Raw genomic sequence first — 19,468 nt, 5'->3', positions numbered from 1 at the left:
ATATTAATCTTAAAAAATATAATCTCAATAATCAAATGGTATAACAGTGCAATAATAGTGTACATCAAGGTCGTTTTAACTTATAATAAATAGTGAGTTTATATATGGACGGGTCACTATTTATAGGAGGTAACATTTTGAGTTTAATAAAGAAAAAAAATAAAGATATTCGTATTATTCCACTCGGTGGAGTAGGCGAAATCGCTAAAAATATGTACATCGTTGAAGTAGACGATGAAATGTTTATGTTGGATGCAGGATTAATGTTCCCAGAAGATGAAATGCTTGGGGTAGATATCGTTATTCCTGACATTCAATATGTCATTGAAAACAAAGAAAGATTAAAAGGAATATTTCTTACACACGGTCATGAACATGCTATAGGCGCAGTAAGTTATGTGTTAGAACAAATCGATGCACCAGTTTATGGTTCTAAATTGACAATCGCACTTGTTAAAGAAGCAATGAAGGCCCGAAATATTAAAAAGAAAGTACGTTACTATACTGTAAACCATGATTCAATTATGAGATTTAAAAATGTTAACGTGAGTTTCTTTAATACGACACATAGCATTCCTGATAGCTTAGGCGTATGTATTCATACTTCGTATGGTTCTATAGTTTATACTGGAGAGTTTAAGTTTGATCAAAGTTTGCATGGACATTATGCTCCAGACTTGAAACGAATGGCAGAAATTGGTGATGAGGGTGTGTTCGCATTAATCAGTGATTCAACAGAAGCTGAAAAGCCTGGATATAACACGCCTGAAAATATTATTGAACATCACATGTATGATGCTTTTGCCAAGGTTAAAGGTAGACTTATTGTATCATGCTATGCTTCAAACTTCGTTCGTATTCAACAAGTGCTTAACATTGCAAGTCAACTTAATCGTAAAGTGTCATTTTTAGGTCGTTCACTTGAAAGTTCGTTTAACATAGCACGTAAAATGGGATACTTTGATATACCAAAAGATTTATTAATACCTATTAACGAAGTGGAAAATTATCCTAAAAATGAAGTGATTATTATTGCTACAGGTATGCAAGGTGAACCAGTAGAAGCATTAAGTCAAATGGCTCGCAAAAAGCATAAAATTATGAACATAGAAGAAGGAGATTCAATATTCCTAGCAATTACTGCTTCAGCTAATATGGAGGTTATTATTGCAGATACATTAAATGAGTTAGTGCGTGCTGGAGCACATATAATTCCAAACAACAAGAAAATTCATGCGTCAAGTCATGGTTGTATGGAAGAATTGAAAATGATGTTAAATATTATGAAACCTGAATATTTTGTACCTGTTCAAGGTGAATTTAAAATGCAGATTGCACATGCCAAATTAGCAGCAGAAACCGGTGTAGCACCTGAGAAAATTTTCTTAGTTGAAAAAGGCGACGTGATTAGTTATAACGGTAAAGATATGATTTTAAATGAAAAAGTTCAATCAGGTAATATACTTATTGATGGGATTGGCGTTGGTGACGTAGGTAATATCGTATTAAGAGACAGACATCTATTAGCCGAAGACGGTATTTTTATTGCGGTTGTGACATTAGATCCTAAAAATCGACGTATTGCTGCAGGACCTGAAATTCAATCAAGAGGCTTCGTCTATGTTAGAGAAAGTGAAGAACTTTTGAAAGAGGCTGAAGAAAAAGTACGTAAAATTGTAGAGGAAGGTCTTCAAGAAAAACGAATAGAATGGTCAGAAATCAAGCAAAATATGAGAGATCAAATCAGTAAGTTACTATTTGAGAGTACAAAACGCCGTCCAATGATTATTCCAGTCATATCGGAGATCTAATCTTAATAGAATAATATTTAAAGAGGTTGGGACAATTTAGTAAAGCAAAATCATGTTTAATGACTTTGTTCAACAATTAGTTTTTCTTTTAATTATTTATCAGTTTCTAAAATCTTAGAGTTTGGTAAATATGAAAGTGAATCTAAATAATCTAAGTTGTTCTTGCCTCTTTCATCTTATTAAAAATACATATAAGTATATATTCAAATGGGATGAATACTCTAAATATAGTAATGATGAGAGATTAAAAAAGAAGGTGTAGGTATTGCCACAAGCAAAAAAAAGAACATCGACGAAGAGAAAGGGTAATAAAAAAACGAATAAAAAAAAGCAAAATGAAACGCCTTTAAGATATATATTCTCAATAATTGTAGTAATTCTTATTATACTAGGCGCTTTTCAATTAGGAATCATTGGTAGAATGATTGATAGCTTTTTTAATTATCTTTTTGGTATGAGTCGATATTTAACTTATATTTTAGTACTTATTGCAACAATTTTTATAACATACTCTAAGCAAATACCTAGAACTCGACGTAGTATCGGTGCAATAGTTTTACAATTAGCTTTGTTATTTATAGCGCAATTGTATTTTCATTTTTCACATAATATCACTTCTCAAAGAGAGCCTGTACTGTCCTTTGTTTATAAAGCTTATGAACAAACACATTTTCCAAATTTTGGGGGAGGCTTAATAGGTTTTTATTTACTTAAACTATTTATACCTCTCATATCTATTGTAGGTGTAATAATAATTACTATCCTATTACTAGCTTCGAGTTTCATTTTATTACTTAATTTAAGACATAGAGATGTTACAAAAAGTTTATTCGACAACCTCAAGTCATCAAGTAATCATGCATCTGAGTCAATAAAACAAAAAAGAGAACAAAATAAGATTAAAAAAGAAGAAAAAGCCCAATTAAAAGAGGCAAAAATTGAACGAAAAAAACAAAAAAAATCACGTCAGAATAATAATGTCATTAAAGATGTTAGTGATTTTCCAGAGATTTCTCAGTCAGACGATATTCCAATATATGGTCATAATGAGCAAGAAGATAAAAGACCAAATACTGCTAACCAACGTCAAAAACGTGTTTTGGATAATGAACAATTTCAACAATCATTACCAAGTACCAAAAATCAATCAATAAATAATAATCAGCCATCTACAACCGCTGAAAACAATCAACAACAAAGTCAGGCTGAAGGCTCAATATCTGAAGCTGGTGAAGAAGCCAATATTGAGTATACGGTGCCACCTTTATCCTTATTAAAACAGCCTACTAAACAAAAAACTACTTCAAAAGCTGAAGTCCAACGTAAAGGTCAGGTTTTAGAATCTACACTAAAAAACTTTGGAGTTAATGCTAAAGTAACACAAATTAAAATCGGTCCTGCAGTTACGCAATATGAAATTCAACCAGCGCAAGGTGTTAAAGTAAGTAAAATAGTCAATCTCCATAATGACATTGCATTAGCTTTGGCTGCGAAAGATGTACGAATAGAAGCACCTATTCCAGGTCGCTCTGCGGTAGGAATTGAGGTTCCCAATGATAAAATCTCACTTGTCACTCTAAAAGAAGTTTTAGAAGATAAGTTCCCATCTAAGTATAAATTAGAAGTCGGCATTGGTAGAGATATTTCTGGTGATCCAATATCAATTCAATTAAATGAAATGCCTCACTTACTCGTTGCTGGTTCAACAGGAAGCGGTAAATCAGTTTGTATTAATGGTATTATAACGAGTATATTACTCAACACAAAACCGCACGAAGTTAAACTTATGTTAATCGATCCTAAAATGGTAGAGTTAAATGTTTACAATGGTATTCCTCATTTACTTATACCGGTTGTAACAAACCCACATAAAGCGTCTCAAGCTTTAGAAAAAATTGTTTCAGAAATGGAACGTCGTTATGATTTGTTTCAACATTCATCGACACGAAATATTGAAGGATATAACCAATATATACGCAAACAGAATGAAGAACTTGATGAAAAACAACCTGAGTTACCGTATATCGTCGTAATAGTGGATGAATTGGCTGATTTAATGATGGTTGCAGGTAAAGAAGTAGAAAATGCTATCCAACGTATTACTCAAATGGCTAGAGCAGCGGGTATACACTTAATTGTAGCTACTCAAAGACCTTCCGTTGATGTTATTACTGGTATTATTAAAAATAACATTCCATCAAGAATTGCGTTCGCTGTAAGTTCTCAAACTGACTCTAGAACAATAATTGGTGCTGGTGGAGCTGAAAAGCTACTTGGTAAAGGTGATATGCTATATGTTGGTAACGGAGAATCTACTACAACCCGAATTCAAGGTGCTTTTTTAAGTGATCAAGAAGTGCAAGATGTTGTTAATTATGTTGTAGAGCAACAGAAAGCAAATTATGTTAAAGAAATGGAACCAGATGCACCTGTAGATAAATCAGAAATGAAGAGTGAGGATGCTTTATATGATGAAGCTTATTTATTTGTAATAGAAAAGCAAAAAGCTAGTACTTCTTTATTACAACGACAATTTAGAATCGGTTATAATCGAGCTTCAAGGCTCATGGATGATTTGGAACGTAACCAAGTTATTGGTCCACAAAAAGGAAGTAAACCTAGACAAATATTAGTTGATTTAGAAAATGACGAGGTGTAAAAATGTCGGAAATGAGTGCAATCTATAGAGTAAAACAATACATTTTAAATTTAATCAAAGATGGTGAACTAACCAATGGAAGTAAATTACCTAGTAATTTGTCAATTGCGAGAGCATTAAATGTTAAAACAGATGATGTTTATGATGGTATAGATGAGTTGATTACTGAACAAGTAGTAACGGATAATTTTGAAGAGGGGACTAGCGTAAAAGTAAAGCCCCCTTTCTATTACCCGTTAAATAAAATTATTAGTATAGGGACTATGATTAAAGAAGCGGGTTATGAAGCAGGAACAGAATATCTGAATCTTGACGAGCAACCTGCAACTATTTTAGATGCTGAACATTTAGGTATAGAAACAAAAGAACCTATAACAATTATTGAGAGACTAAGGACTGCTAATCATAAGCCTGTCGTATATTGTTTAGACAAAATAGCAAAAACTTATCTAACTTGTACAGATTATCAACAGAGTAGTGGTTCAATGTTAGAAGCTATTAAAGCATCTACAAATCATCAAATCATGCATGCAGAAATGGATTTAGAAGCAATTAGTTACGAACCCCATATCTCTGAAGTGCTTAATGCTTCACCTCACGAAGGGCTTATGTTACTTAAAGTAGTACATTATGACGAAAAGCATCAACCAATTTTGTATTCTTTAAATTATATTAAGAGTAGTTTAGTTAAATTCACTATTACTAAAAGTGAATAAATTGTCATATTAAAACCAGGAGGTTAGATTTTGAAGAGATTCAATCAAGATAACACAAAAGTTCGAGTCAATGTTTTGCCTACCGATAAATTTAAAACAACGACAATTACATTTAAATTTATGGCACCATTAAACTATAAAACAATTACTTCACGTTCAATTTTAAGTAAAGTATTAGTTCGTGCAACACAACAATGGCCCACCGATAAAACTTTAAATAAACAGTTATCAGAATTGTATGGCGCCTATGTTAATAGTTTTGTTTCTAAGTTTAAAGATAAGCATGTTATTACAATCTCATTAGAAGTAGTTAATGAAAAATTCTTAAAAGATAAAACCCCTTTATTTGAAAAGGGATTAGATACGTTAAAAGAAATAATTTGGAATCCATTAATCAAAGATAGATGCTTTGATCATACATATGTAGCTCAAGAAAAGTCTTTACTTAGCAAAAAACTTGAAGCAATGGAAGATAATAAAGCACAGTATTCATTTCTTCAGTTAATGAATTATATGTTTAAACAAGAACCCTATCGATATATAGCGACAGGTCAATTAGAACAAATTCCACAAGTGACTTCTGAAAGTCTATACGATACATATCTATCCATGGTACAAAATGATGATTGTGCCATATATGTTGTAGGAAATATTAACAAAGAGGAAGTAACGCAACTAATTCTAGATAAGTTTGCAATTAAGCCTTTCTATTTAGAAAATAAAGAAAGTACTGAAATCACACCTTCTTTTGATCAACCGCAATATATAATTGAAAAAGACGATGTTGACCAAGCTAAATTGAATTTGGGATATCGCTTTCCATCTTATTATGGGAAAAGTAATTACTATGCATTTATAGTATTAAATATGATGTTTGGAGGAGATCCTTCCTCAGTACTATTTAATGAAGTCAGAGAAAAGCAAAGTTTGGCATACTCTATACATTCACAAATTGATGGTAAAAACGGATTTTTATTTGTTTTAAGTGGTGTTTCTGCTGAGAAATATGAGCAAGCAAAAGATACTGTCATCAAAGAGTTTGATAAGATAAAAAATGGAGATTTTGATTCTAATAAAATTGAATTAGCTAAAAAAATCATTATTTCCCATAGACACGAAGCATCAGATAGACCTAAAAGTATAATTGAAATACTACATAATCAATTATTATTAAACCGACAGCAAACTGATCAAGATTTTATAAATGCAGTTAATCAAGTGACGAAAAAAGATGTTATTAAATTGGCAAATGAAGCTGTTCTAGATACAATTTATGTACTAACGAAAGGAGACCAACACTGATGAAAACACATCAATATGAACTTATAGATGAGAAAGTTTTCGAACATGAGTTTGATAATGGATTGAAATTATTTATCATTCCTAAGCCTGGTTTTCAAAAAACGTATGTGACCTACACAACACAGTTTGGTTCATTGGACAATCATTTTAAGCCCATAGGTAGTCAGCAATTTGTAAAAGTTCCTGACGGTGTGGCACATTTTTTAGAACATAAATTGTTTGAAAAAGAAGATGAAGATTTATTTACTGCATTTGCCGAAGAGAATGCGCAAGCTAATGCTTTTACAAGCTTTGATCGTACGAGTTATTTATTTAGCGCAACAAGTAATATTGAAAGTAACATTAAACGTCTCCTCAATATGGTAGAAACACCTTATTTTACTGAAGAAACAGTTAATAAAGAAAAAGGGATTATAGCTGAGGAAATTAAAATGTACCAGGAACAACCAGGATATAAATTAATGTTTAATACTTTAAGGGCTATGTATTCCAAGCACCCGATACGGGTGGATATCGCTGGTAGTGTTGAAAGCATTTATGAAATAACAAAAGATGATTTATATCTATGCTATGAGACATTTTATCATCCCTCTAATATGGTGTTGTTTGTGGTAGGCGATGTTAGTCCTCAATCGATAATTAAACTTGTAGAAAAGCATGAAAATCAAAGAAATAAAACTTATCAACCACGTATTGAACGTGCGCAAATTGATGAGCCTAGAGAGATAAATCAACGGTTTGTTTCTGAGAAAATGAAGTTACAGTCACCACGATTGATGCTAGGTTTTAAAAATGAACCATTAGATGAAAGTGCAACTAAATTTGTTCAAAGAGATTTGGAAATGACATTTTTCTACGAATTGGTTTTTGGAGAGGAAACGGAGTTTTATCAACAACTTTTAAATAAAGATTTAATAGATGAAACATTCGGTTATCAATTTGTATTGGAACCGAGCTACAGTTTTTCAATTATTACTAGTGCAACACAACAGCCTGATCTATTTAAACAATTAATAATGGATGAATTAAGAAAATATAAAGGAAACCTTAAAGATCAAGAAGCATTTGATTTGTTGAAAAAGCAATTTATTGGAGAATTCATATCAAGTTTAAATTCTCCAGAATATATTGCTAATCAATATGCAAAACTCTATTTCGAGGGAGTGAGTGTATTTGATATGCTTGATATCGTAGAAAATATTACGTTAGAGAGTGTAAATGAAACTTCCGAATTATTCTTGAACTTTGACCAACTTGTTGATAGTCGTTTGGAGATGGAAAATAGATGAAAGCGCTAGTCATAGGTGGTTCTGGAACAATAGGTCGTGCCATTGTAAAACGACTGCTATTTGAAGGTTATGAAGTTTTCTTACATTATCATTCAGCTCAATATTCTGATTTAAGTAATCAATTTAAAAATAGCAAAGTTACATTTATTCAATGTGATTTAACCAAAGATATAGAGCTCGAAGATTACTTTGGACACATTGACGAGCTAGATTGTCTAATTTATACCAGTGGGACAGCATTATATGGCATGTTACAAGATATGAGTGATTGTGACATCGATAATAGTTATGCATTAAATGTAAGACAATTTATACGTTTGACTCGCTACTTTATTGATATTTTAAGGCAGAGTAACAATGGACGTATCATTGTTATTTCATCAATTTGGGGAGAAACTGGAGCTAGTTTAGAGACAATCTATTCAGCGATGAAAAGTGCTCAAATTGGTTTTGTTAAAGCATTAAGTCAAGAATTAGCTTTAACTTCAGTAACTGTAAATGCTATTACACCAGGTATGGTAAAAGGGAAAATGAGCGATGTATGGTCGAAAGATGAGTTATCGAATATAGTATCAGAGTTACCTCAGCAAAGAATGATTGATCCTTCTGAAGTGGCACATGCTTGTGCATACTTGTGTAGTACTATGTCAAAAAGTATTACGGGTACAGTACATAAAGTGAATGGCGGATGGTATATTTAAATGCTTTGTCAGTAAAAGATAAGTTTCTTGTTTCAATTGTTATAGGAGCAACATTTTAGTAATAATAAAAGAAGTATCTTTTTATTATTGGTGTTATAATATGATAAACAAAGATTTCATGTGCTTCGTTGTTAACAAGGGGTGATCAAGAAATGACTTTTGCAAAAAGGAAAGAGTGGTACTTAGAATATGAGATAACTGTAAATCGTGCTGGCTTACTCGGTGATATTTCAAGTTTGCTTGGAATGCTCGGCATTAGTATTGTTACAATTAATGGTGTTGATCAGGGAAAAAGGGGATTGTTAATTAAAACAGATCAACTAGAAAAGGTCGAAAGGTTCGAACAAATTGTAAAAGAAATTAATGAAATAGAAATTACAAAGTTAAGAGTTCCTGAATTACGAGATAGACTCGCTGTACGACACGGTAGATATATTGAACAAGATGCTGATGATAAAAAGACTTTTAAATTTGAACGAGAAGATTTAGGATTACTTGTTGATTTTTTAGCTGAGTTATTTAAAGAAGAAGGACATAAATTAATCGGAATACGTGGAATGCCTAGAGTTGGTAAAACTGAATCTATTGTAGCTGGAAGTGTTTGTGCACATAAAAGATGGTTATTCATAAGCTCAACTTTAATTAAACAAACAGTAAGGCGTTCACTATTTAAAGGTGAATATGATTCTAATCACGTATATATCATTGATGGTGCGGTAACAGCACGTGAATTGAACCCTGAGCACCAAGAATTGGTGAGAGAGGTTATGACGTTACCCTCAATAAAAGTAGTTGAACATCCAGATTTATTTGTAGAGTCGTGCAATTATAATATGGAAGATTTTGACTATATTATTGAATTGAGAGAAAATGAAGATCAAGAGATTCGATATGAAGAAATGAAGAAACATACGGTTCAAAGCAAGAATAATTTAGATTTTGGAGATCCATTTGGTGGAGGGTTTGGTTTCTTTGAATAATGTCTAGGAGGACTTTGAGTGAAAACGATTGGTGAAGTGTTGAAAAGTAGACGTGAAAGATTGGGTATGACACTAAGTGAATTAGAACAAAGAACTCAGTTAAAGCGTCAAACGTTAATACATATAGAAAATAATGATTTTAATGAACTAGCCAAGAGTGATTATACTGAAGGTTTTATTAGAAAATACGCTAAAGTTGTAAATATCGAACCAAATCAACTTATTGAAGCACATCAAGATGAGATTCCTGAAACACAATATCAAATTGATGATGTGATACAAACATTTTCTAATGGGTATGAACCCCCTTACCGACGTCAATCTAAGGAAGCGTTTCAATTGTTGATGTGGATGGGTTTCATTATTTTAATATCTTTAATCGTTTGGATACTCGCAGTATTAATTATATAAATATATGTTTTAGAAATGAGGATTTAATATGAATATACCGAATCAAATAACGGTATTTAGAGTTATTTTAATACCATTTTTTATTTTATTTGCTTTAGTTGATTTTGGTTTTGGACAAATTTCAATTTTAGGTGGAAATCATATTAGAATTGAAATATTAATTAGTGCTATCATATTTGTGGTTGCATCATTAAGTGATTTTGCTGATGGTTATCTTGCCCGTAAATGGCAATTAGTTACTAATATGGGGAAATTCTTAGATCCACTTGCAGACAAATTATTGGTCGCGAGTGCATTAATTGTTATGGTACAACTTGGTTTTACTAATTCTGTCGTTGCTATCATAATTATTGCTCGAGAATTTGCCGTCACAGGATTACGATTACTACAAATTGAACAGGGGTTTGTAAGTGCTGCAGGACAACTAGGGAAAATAAAAACAGCAGTGACAATGGTTGCAATTATATGGATTTTATTGGGCGATCCTTTCTTACACTATCTACATTTCCCAATTGGAGTGTGGTTATTATACATTGGAGTATTCTTTACTATTCTTTCAGGTATTGAATATTTTTATAAAGGAAGAGATGTATTTAAACATTCTAAATAAATGTGTAATTAAAAAATTGAGCTTGTATATTTATTTCATATATAAATTACCATATCAATTTGTTATATAATCATACTCTCTAAAATATATACATTTTGATTAAGTTATCTTTGTCAAAGGTTTGTTCCCTATTCTATATGGGGTGCAAACCTTTTATTTTTCGGTTGCTTTAGTGTGACAAAGAAGATAAAACAATTACTATAATTGATTTAATATTTTCAATTTTCAGGTGTAATATCGATATACATCTGTAAATCTTTTATATAAATGTAATGTCAGTATGTTATAAAAATAATGTGATGCTATGTTTAAGTTATATTAGATGACAGTTCTGTGATAAATAATTAAACTGTTTTTATAAAGATTCATATTTTAGATTTATATTACAAAAATATATATAATGGACTTATTGAAAAGACAATATAAATATCAGGGAGTATATCATTGATGAATATTTCAATTGTAGCTGTTGGCTCTGAATTATTACTAGGTCAAATAGCTAATACAAATGGGCAATATCTTTCAAAACTTTTTAATAGTATTGGTAAAAGTGTAGTAGAACACACAGTTATTGGTGATAACCCTCAAAGGTTAGAATATGTAATAAAGCAATGTCTATCTAGATTTGATACCATTGTTTTAACAGGTGGCTTAGGACCAACAAAAGATGATTTAACTAAACATACTGTAGCTAAAGTATTAGGAAAAAATCTAGTGACGGATGAAGCATCGTTAAACTTTATCAAAAACTATTTTAAAGAACAAGGTCAAGATATGACCTCTAATAATAAGCAACAAGCATTAGTAATTGAAGATGCCATAGTTTTACCAAATAAAAATGGTATGGCTCCTGGTATGCTTGTAGAATTAGGTAAACAAAAAATAATTCTACTACCAGGTCCACCGAAAGAGATGCAACCTATGGCGAAGAATGAATTATTACCTTATCTTATGGATAAAGATGAAGTTATTTTTTCTGAATTACTTAGATTTGCTGGTATAGGAGAGTCGAAATTAGAAACACTATTAATTGATCTAATAGATGATCAAACTAATCCGACAATCGCACCTCTTGCAGGTACGCATGAAGTATATTTTAGATTAACAGCCAATGCTGAAAGTAAGGAACGATGTCAACTGCTTATTAAGCCTATTCGAGATGAAATTTTAAATAGGGTTGGTACTTATTATTTTGGCTCAGACGAAGTTAATATTGAAGAATCGGTTATAAATAGTGCAAAACAGAATTTTGCTATTTATGACGGTGTAACTAATGGAGCTTTGTTTACTCGATTAAAAAATGCTGACAGTAAAAATCTAGTTAAAGGTATGCTACCACATTCTAATCAATTTATTGATGTGACTTCTGAGTTTAATGCCGTGTTATTCAATGCAGCACAATATGTCAGGGATTTGTACCAAACAGATTTGGGTATTGTACTTTTAAATAAAGATAACATTGTATATTTAGGAATTTATGATGGAAATAATTTCGATATCGAAACATTTAAGATGTCTCAAAGTCGTAATTTATTGAGAAGCAGAAGTCAAAATTATGCAATGATTAGATTATTAAATTGGTTTAATAAATAGTATATTTTAAATTTTTGCAAAAAATATAAGTACGTTTGTTCGTTTTTGTATCAGCTATCACACAATAAACGCGAACAAATATTCGCAAAAGACTTGTATTTTGCTTAAAATGCTTGTATAGTAAGTATAAGATATTATACAGATAACTTTCTGTAGTAGGAGGTCTCGTTTTGGATAATGAACGTCAAAAAGCTTTAGATACAGTAATTAAAAACATGGAAAAATCTTTTGGTAAAGGTGCCGTTATGAAGTTAGGCGATAATAAAGGTCGCAGAGTATCAAGCACTTCAAGTGGTTCTGTCACAGTTGATAATGCATTAGGGGTTGGAGGTTATCCTAAAGGAAGAATTATCGAAATATATGGACCTGAAAGTTCAGGTAAGACGACAGTAGCTTTACATGCTATCGCTGAAGTACAAAAAAACGGTGGTGTAGCAGCATTTATCGATGCCGAACATGCTCTCGATCCAGTATATGCACAAGCATTAGGTGTAGATATTGATAATTTATATTTATCTCAACCTGATCATGGTGAACAAGGTCTTGAAATCGCCGAAGCTTTTGTTCGTAGTGGTGCTGTGGACATTGTTGTTGTCGATTCAGTAGCAGCATTAACACCTAAAGCTGAAATTGAAGGTGAAATGGGAGATACTCATGTTGGTTTACAAGCAAGATTAATGTCTCAAGCATTAAGAAAGTTATCAGGGGCTATTTCTAAATCTAATACTACAGCTATATTTATTAACCAAATTCGTGAAAAGGTCGGTGTGATGTTCGGGAATCCTGAAACAACGCCCGGTGGTAGAGCCCTAAAATTCTATAGTTCTGTACGTTTAGAGGTAAGAAGAGCAGAGCAGTTAAAACAAGGTCAAGATATTGTAGGTAACAGAACCAAAATAAAAGTTGTAAAAAATAAAGTTGCACCTCCATTTAGAGTTGCAGAAGTAGATATTATGTATGGTCAAGGTATCTCTAAGGAAGGAGAGCTCATTGATTTAGGTGTAGAGAATGATATCGTTGATAAATCAGGTGCTTGGTATTCTTATAATGGAGATAGAATGGGCCAAGGTAAAGAAAACGTCAAAAATTATCTTAAGGAAAATCCACAAATCAAAGAAGAAATTGACCGTAAGTTACGTGAAAAGTTAGGTATTTTCGATGGTGATGTGGATGAAAATGAGAATGAAGACGATTCACCAAAAACTTTATTTGATGAATAGTTTTTTAGTTGACTAATTAAAAGGATGGCTTATTTAGCCATCCTTTTTTGTAGTTTTTGATTTGTTCTTTAAAAAAAGCAATTTAAAATGAGTGTAGTGCAATTTCATATCTTGACACATATCTGTCGATAAACGTACAATTAGTATGTATGATTCTTATATAATTTCATATAATCATATTGATTTTGATATACAAAGCAAACCCTAGATAAAGGAGGTGTTTATGTGAATTTATTAAGCCTCCTACTCATTTTGCTGGGGATTATTCTAGGCGTTGTTGTAGGGTATATTGTTGCCCGAAATTTATTACACCAAAAACAAGTTCAAGCAAGACAAACTGCCGATGATATTGTTAGCTATGCTAATAAAGAAGCAGACAATATTAAAAAAGAAAAATTACTTGAGGCAAAAGAAGAGAACCAAATTTTAAAAGAACAAGCTGAGAATGAACTGCGTGAAAGACGTGGTGAACTTCAAAGACAAGAAACCCGACTTCTTCAAAAAGAAGAAAATTTGGATCGGAAATCTGATCTTTTAGATAAAAAAGATGAGATTTTGGAACAAAAAGAATCAAAACTTGAAGAAAGACAACAACAAGTAGATGCAAAAGAGAGTAGTGTTCAAACATTAATAATGAAGCATGAACAAGAATTAGAACGCATCTCCGGTCTCACTCAAGAAGAAGCTGTGAAAGAACAGCTTCAAAGAGTTGAAGAAGAACTGTCACAAGATATTGCAATACTTGTTAAAGAAAAAGAAAAAGAAGCGAAAGAAAAAGTTGATAAGACAGCTAAAGAATTACTTGCTACAACTGTACAAAGATTAGCAGCCGAACATACAACTGAATCAACTGTTTCAGTCGTAAATCTGCCTAACGATGAAATGAAAGGTCGTATCATAGGTAGAGAAGGTAGAAATATACGCACATTAGAAACACTTACTGGCATAGATTTAATTATTGATGACACACCAGAAGCAGTTATTTTATCAGGTTTTGACCCAATTAGACGTGAAATTGCTAGAACTGCACTAGTTAATTTGGTTTCTGATGGACGTATTCATCCTGGACGTATTGAAGATATGGTCGAAAAAGCTAGAAAGGAAGTAGACGATATCATTAGAGATGCTGGAGAACAAGCTACCTTTGAAATAAATGTACACAATATGCATCCTGATTTAGTGAAAATTTTGGGTCGATTAAATTATCGAACTAGTTATGGTCAGAATGTACTTAAACATTCAATTGAAGTTGCCCACCTTTCAGGTATGCTTGCAGCAGAATTAGGAGAGGATGTTACTTTAGCTAAACGTGCTGGATTATTACATGATGTTGGTAAAGCCATTGATCATGAAGTTGAAGGTAGTCACGTAGAAATAGGTGTTGAATTAGCTAAGAAATATAATGAAAATAACATAATTATTAATGCTATTCACTCACATCATGGTGATGTTGAACCAACCTCTATCATTTCTATTTTAGTTGCAGCAGCTGATGCATTATCAGCAGCGCGACCAGGTGCACGTAAAGAGACACTTGAAAATTATATTAGAAGACTTGAGAGACTCGAAACGTTATCTGAAAGTTATGATGGGGTAGAAAAAGCATTTGCTATACAAGCTGGTAGAGAGATTCGTGTAGTCGTCTCACCTGAAGAAATTGATGATTTAAAATCATATAGATTGGCAAGAGATATTAAGAACCAAATTGAAGAAGAGTTACAATATCCTGGACATATCAAAGTGACAGTTGTTCGAGAGACTAGAGCAATAGAATATGCTAAATAATTCCATAAGCCACTGACCGTATTTACGGCCAGTGGCTTATTAAATATAATATAAAAAACCGAGCGTATAAACGCTCGGATATAATGATTTATTTTAATTGTAAATCAACTTCATTTATTTCTTTTAAAATTTCAGCTGTATCATAGCAATTTGTAGCGATATTTGCATATTTCTCTGCTAAACGATAAGCATTAATGTATAAAATTAAACTTTCTTTAGCGATATCTTCAGCGTCATCAGATTTGGCTGGATTTGAAGTTACAACTAATTCAGCAAATTTTTCAGGATCAATATTAATAGACATGAATGAATAAACAACTCCTATATTTTTATTAGTTTCATATTAACACAATACTTAAATACAAAAAAGTAAAGTCTTTTAATTTTCAGAATAATTAATTTGTTAATGAGACTTTTATTATAGTACAGTATCCATTAAACTTAATTTATGAGAGGATGAACAGAGAATGAGAATATTGTTTATAGGCGACATCGTTGGTAAAGTGGGCAGGAAAATGATTACTACTTATTTACCTAAAATTAAACAAACTTATCACCCAACAGTTTCTATAGTAAACGCTGAAAATGCCGCACACGGTAAAGGATTAACAGAAAAAATTTACAAACAACTTTTGAGAGAAGGCGTGGATTTCATGACTATGGGTAATCATACATATGGTCAAAGAGAAATTTACGATTTTATTGATGATGCTCATCGAATGGTGAGACCTGCAAATTTTCCTGATGAAGCTCCAGGAACAGGTATGAGAATAATAAAAATTAACGATATTAAATTGGCTATTATTAATTTACAAGGCCGTTCATTTATGCAAGACATTGATGATCCATTTAAAAAGGCTGACCAGCTAATCGAAGAAGCTCAAAAATCTACACCATATATATTTGTAGATTTTCATGCTGAAACTACATCTGAAAAAAATGCTATGGGTTGGTATTTAGATGGTAGAGTGAGCGCTGTTGTTGGTACTCACACACATATTCAAACTTCTGATGATCGTATATTACCTCATGGCACAGGATATATCACAGATGTCGGGATGACAGGTTATTACGATGGTATTTTAGGTATCAATAGAGATGAAGTTATTCAACGTTTTATTACTAGTTTGCCACAAAGGCATGTTGTTCCAGATGATGGGCGAGGCGTATTATCAGGAGTTATCATAGATTTAGATAAAGAAGGTAAAACGACTCAAATAAAAAGACTGTTAATAAATGAGGACCATCCTTTCCAAATTTAAAGGGATATAGTCCATTAGTATGAATTTAAACTTGTACCACTGTTGAAATAGTAAAACGGTGGTTTATTTTGTTATCATAGAGTATGAATTAATACCACAGGAGGCATGTGATATGAAATCACAAATATCATGGAAAGTGGGCGGTCAGCAAGGCGAAGGTATTGAATCTACCGGTGAAATCTTTGCTACTGCGATGAATAGAAAAGGTTATTTTTTGTATGGATATAGACACTTTTCTAGTCGTATAAAAGGTGGCCATACTAATAATAAGATAAGAGTTTCAAAATCGCCTGTGCATGCGATTAGTGATGATTTGGATATACTCATTGCTTTTGACCAGGAAACGATTGAATTAAATCATCATGAAATGAGAGAAGATAGTATTATAATTGCGGATGCTAAAGCAAAACCCCAAAAGCCAGAGAACTGTGTGGCTCAATTAATTGAGTTACCATTCACTAGCACGGCAAAGGAACTTGGAACAGCATTAATGAAGAATATGGTGGCAATTGGTGCGACATCTGCACTGATGGATTTAAATACATCAACTTTTGAAACTTTAATCGATAACATGTTTTCAAAAAAAGGTAATAAAGTCGTTGATATGAATATACAAGCCCTTAATATGGGTTATGATTTAATGAAGCAACAAGTTACCAACGTTAATGGAGACTTTACATTAGAGAATGGTAGCGGTCATCCTCATTTATATATGATAGGTAATGACGCAATCGGATTAGGAGCAATAGCAGCTGGATCAAGATTTATGTCCGCTTATCCAATTACGCCAGCTTCTGAAATTATGGAATACATGATTGCCAATCTACCTAAAGTTGATGGTACTGTTGTTCAAACTGAAGATGAAATAGCAGCAGCAACGATGGCGATTGGAGCTAACTATGCTGGCGTACGAGGCTTTACAGCGAGTGCGGGTCCAGGTCTTTCTTTAATGATGGAATCTATTGGATTGTCTGGTATGACTGAAACGCCATTAGTCATTATTAATACTCAAAGAGGTGGTCCTTCTACTGGCTTACCAACAAAGCAAGAACAATCAGATTTAATGCAAATGATTTATGGTACCCATGGTGATATTCCGAAAATTGTCGTTGCTCCTACAGATGCTGAAGATGCGTTTTATCTTACTATGGAAGCATTTAATTTAGCTGAAGAATACCAATGTCCAGTCATTCTGTTAAGTGATTTACAATTATCATTAGGAAAACAAACTGTTAAAACACTCGATTATAATAAAATCGATATTCGTCGTGGAGAAATAATACAGTCAGATATCGAGAGAGCTGAAGATGATAAAGCATACTTTAAAAGATATGCATTAACAGCTAGTGGCGTATCACCACGACCAATACCAGGTGTTAAAGGTGGTATACATCATGTAACAGGTGTTGAACATAATGAAGAAGGGAAGCCAAGTGAGGCGCCTATGAATCGTCAGAATCAGATGGAAAAACGAATGCGCAAAACTGAAAGCTTGGTTATCAATAATCCTGTGTTACTCAATGAACATGAAGACGAAGCAGATATACTGTATATAGGATTTATATCTACTAAAGGTGCTATTGGAGAAGGTGCAGAAAGACTAGAACGACATGGTGTAAAAGTGAATACGATGCATATTCGACAATTACATCCTTTCCCTAAAGATATTGTTCAACAAGCTATTAATAAAGCTTCGAAAGTAATAGTTGCAGAACATAATTATCAAGGACAATTATCAAGTATTTTAAAAATGAACACACAAGTTAATGATAAATTAGTTAATCAAACAAAATACGATGGGAAACCTTTCTTACCTTATGAAATTGAAGAAAAAGGTTTGGAAATTGCTAAAGAGTTAAAGGAGTTGGTGTAATTGGCTACATTTAAAGATTTTAGAAATAATGTGAAGCCAAACTGGTGCCCTGGTTGCGGTGACTTTTCAGTTCAAGCTGCTATACAAAAAGCGACAGCGAATATTGGTTTAGAACCAGAAGATGTAGCAATCATTACAGGGATTGGTTGTTCTGGTAGACTATCAGGTTATATTAATTCTTATGGCGTACACTCTATTCATGGACGTGCATTGCCTCTAGCACAAGGCGTTAAAATGGCAAACAAAGATTTAACAGTTATCGCTTCTGGTGGTGATGGAGACGGCTATGCAATAGGAATGGGACATACTATTCATGCTCTTAGACGTAATATGAATATGACGTATATTGTCATGGACAATCAAATATATGGATTAACTAAAGGACAAACATCACCTTCCTCAGCTAAAGGATTTGTAACTAAATCAACACCTAAAGGAAATATAGAAAAGAATGTAGCTCCATTGGAATTGGCACTGTCCTCTGGTGCAACTTTTGTAGCACAAGGATTCTCAAGTGATATAAAGGCATTAACTAAAATGATTGAAGATGCGATTCATCATGATGGTTTTTCTTTTGTTAATGTTTTCTCACCTTGTGTTACTTACAATAAAGTGAATACTTATGACTGGTTTAAAGAACATTTAACAAGTATCGATGATATTGAGGGCTATGACATCACAGATAAACAACTTGCTATGAAAACTGTGCTGGATCATGAGTCACTGGTTAAAGGTATCGTTTATCAAGATACAACAACACCTTCTTATGAATCGCAAATTTCAGAACTAGAACATGAGGCGTTAGCTAAAAGAGATATTCATATTACAGAAGAAACTTTCAACGATTTAACTGCACAATTTTTATAAAGGATACTCATTCATAGTAACTAGAATTGCGTCAAAATAAGTAGGTAAAATAAAAACGAAGGTGTACTTGATACATCATGACTATCTAATTTTACTGTAATTTCTTATCTAATAACGTTAATGATTACTATAGAAAATCAAGAAGTACGTTTCAATTTAAAAGTATTAGAGAACATGCATATAAGTAAATAACATATTTAAAGAGTGGGTCAGAATAACATTTTAATTCTGCTCACTCTTATTTTATCTCTATGTTGCTTGTCAAAAGCACTACGATTCAATAATGTAATTCTCATTTAACGTTTTTTACATGATTAATCACCCATCTCATCTAAAAGTAAATAATATAAGAATGACATAATTTATTCCAAATTATTTTAAAAATATAG

At 32.4% G+C, this 19,468-nt stretch carries 16 protein-coding genes; 15 read left to right on the top strand and 1 reads right to left on the bottom strand.

Going from position 1 to position 19,468, the window contains the following annotated elements; all coding sequences use genetic code 11:
• The first annotated feature begins 137 nt into the window (after window positions 1-137).
• The 12 genes from rnjB (at window position 138) to rny (ending at window position 15,077) form a co-directional block, all read left to right on the top strand.
• Entirely contained in the window at window positions 138-1,811 is a 1,674-nt protein-coding gene (gene rnjB / locus AC1Q7N_RS00835; protein WP_002457357.1) for a ribonuclease J2, read from the top strand.
• A 265-nt stretch (window positions 1,812-2,076) separates the two neighbouring features.
• Window positions 2,077-4,470, top strand: a complete 2,394-nt coding sequence (locus AC1Q7N_RS00830; protein WP_002439534.1) for a DNA translocase FtsK — start codon at window positions 2,077-2,079, stop codon at window positions 4,468-4,470.
• A gap of 2 nt (window positions 4,471-4,472) precedes the next feature.
• On the top strand, window positions 4,473-5,186 hold the full coding sequence (locus tag AC1Q7N_RS00825) for a GntR family transcriptional regulator (RefSeq protein WP_002439536.1): 714 nt from the start codon (window positions 4,473-4,475) through the stop codon (window positions 5,184-5,186).
• A 30-nt stretch (window positions 5,187-5,216) separates the two neighbouring features.
• Window positions 5,217-6,488, top strand: a complete 1,272-nt coding sequence (gene yfmF, locus AC1Q7N_RS00820) for an EF-P 5-aminopentanol modification-associated protein YfmF (protein WP_002439538.1) — start codon at window positions 5,217-5,219, stop codon at window positions 6,486-6,488.
• Window positions 6,488-7,777, top strand: coding sequence for an EF-P 5-aminopentanol modification-associated protein YfmH (gene yfmH / locus AC1Q7N_RS00815; protein WP_001832569.1), 1,290 nt, complete (start codon window positions 6,488-6,490; stop codon window positions 7,775-7,777). Before yfmF ends, yfmH begins: the two co-directional genes overlap by 1 nt.
• Window positions 7,774-8,478: an elongation factor P 5-aminopentanone reductase gene (gene ymfI, locus AC1Q7N_RS00810; protein ID WP_002439542.1), complete on the top strand. Its 705-nt coding sequence runs from the start codon at window positions 7,774-7,776 to the stop codon at window positions 8,476-8,478. Before yfmH ends, ymfI begins: the two co-directional genes overlap by 4 nt.
• 152 nt (window positions 8,479-8,630) lie before the next feature.
• Window positions 8,631-9,458, top strand: a complete 828-nt coding sequence (locus AC1Q7N_RS00805) for a YmfK family protein (protein ID WP_002456562.1) — start codon at window positions 8,631-8,633, stop codon at window positions 9,456-9,458.
• An 18-nt stretch (window positions 9,459-9,476) separates the two neighbouring features.
• The gene (locus tag AC1Q7N_RS00800) at window positions 9,477-9,869 is read left to right on the top strand and encodes a helix-turn-helix domain-containing protein (RefSeq protein WP_001832565.1); all 393 of its coding nucleotides are present in this window, start codon (window positions 9,477-9,479) and stop codon (window positions 9,867-9,869) included.
• Between the two features lie 28 nt (window positions 9,870-9,897).
• Window positions 9,898-10,479 carry a CDP-diacylglycerol--glycerol-3-phosphate 3-phosphatidyltransferase gene (pgsA, locus tag AC1Q7N_RS00795; protein WP_001829485.1) on the top strand — a complete coding sequence of 194 codons (582 nt, stop codon included), beginning with the start codon at window positions 9,898-9,900 and terminating at the stop codon, window positions 10,477-10,479.
• Between the two features lie 447 nt (window positions 10,480-10,926).
• Complete coding sequence (locus AC1Q7N_RS00790; RefSeq protein WP_001829470.1) at window positions 10,927-12,072, top strand: CinA family nicotinamide mononucleotide deamidase-related protein; 1,146 nt, start codon at window positions 10,927-10,929, stop codon at window positions 12,070-12,072.
• A 170-nt stretch (window positions 12,073-12,242) separates the two neighbouring features.
• Window positions 12,243-13,292, top strand: coding sequence for a recombinase RecA (gene recA, locus AC1Q7N_RS00785; protein WP_002439552.1), 1,050 nt, complete (start codon window positions 12,243-12,245; stop codon window positions 13,290-13,292).
• Window positions 13,293-13,517: 225 nt separating this feature from the next.
• A complete protein-coding gene (gene rny, locus AC1Q7N_RS00780) occupies window positions 13,518-15,077 on the top strand; it encodes a ribonuclease Y (RefSeq protein ID WP_001829512.1) in 1,560 nt (519 codons plus the stop codon).
• 88 nt (window positions 15,078-15,165) lie between these two features.
• Here the strand turns inward: rny and AC1Q7N_RS00775 are convergent, their stop codons facing one another.
• Window positions 15,166-15,381: a hypothetical protein gene (locus tag AC1Q7N_RS00775; RefSeq protein ID WP_002439555.1), complete on the bottom strand. Its 216-nt coding sequence runs from the start codon at window positions 15,379-15,381 to the stop codon at window positions 15,166-15,168.
• A 163-nt stretch (window positions 15,382-15,544) separates the two neighbouring features.
• Between AC1Q7N_RS00775 and AC1Q7N_RS00770 the strand changes: the two genes are divergently transcribed.
• From AC1Q7N_RS00770 to AC1Q7N_RS00760, 3 genes are all read left to right on the top strand, one after another.
• On the top strand, window positions 15,545-16,339 hold the full coding sequence (locus AC1Q7N_RS00770; RefSeq protein ID WP_001832548.1) for a TIGR00282 family metallophosphoesterase: 795 nt from the start codon (window positions 15,545-15,547) through the stop codon (window positions 16,337-16,339).
• A 112-nt stretch (window positions 16,340-16,451) separates the two neighbouring features.
• Entirely contained in the window at window positions 16,452-18,212 is a 1,761-nt protein-coding gene (locus AC1Q7N_RS00765; protein WP_002469373.1) for a 2-oxoacid:acceptor oxidoreductase subunit alpha, read from the top strand.
• Window positions 18,213-19,079, top strand: coding sequence for a 2-oxoacid:ferredoxin oxidoreductase subunit beta (locus AC1Q7N_RS00760; RefSeq protein ID WP_002439562.1), 867 nt, complete (start codon window positions 18,213-18,215; stop codon window positions 19,077-19,079).
• The last annotated feature ends 389 nt before the right edge of the window (window positions 19,080-19,468 follow it).

The organism is Staphylococcus sp. GW823-FHT05F06 (assembly GCF_058795495.1).
The sequence above is the reverse complement of the archived record's forward strand: the minus strand, read 5'-3'. Positions and strand labels throughout refer to the sequence as shown.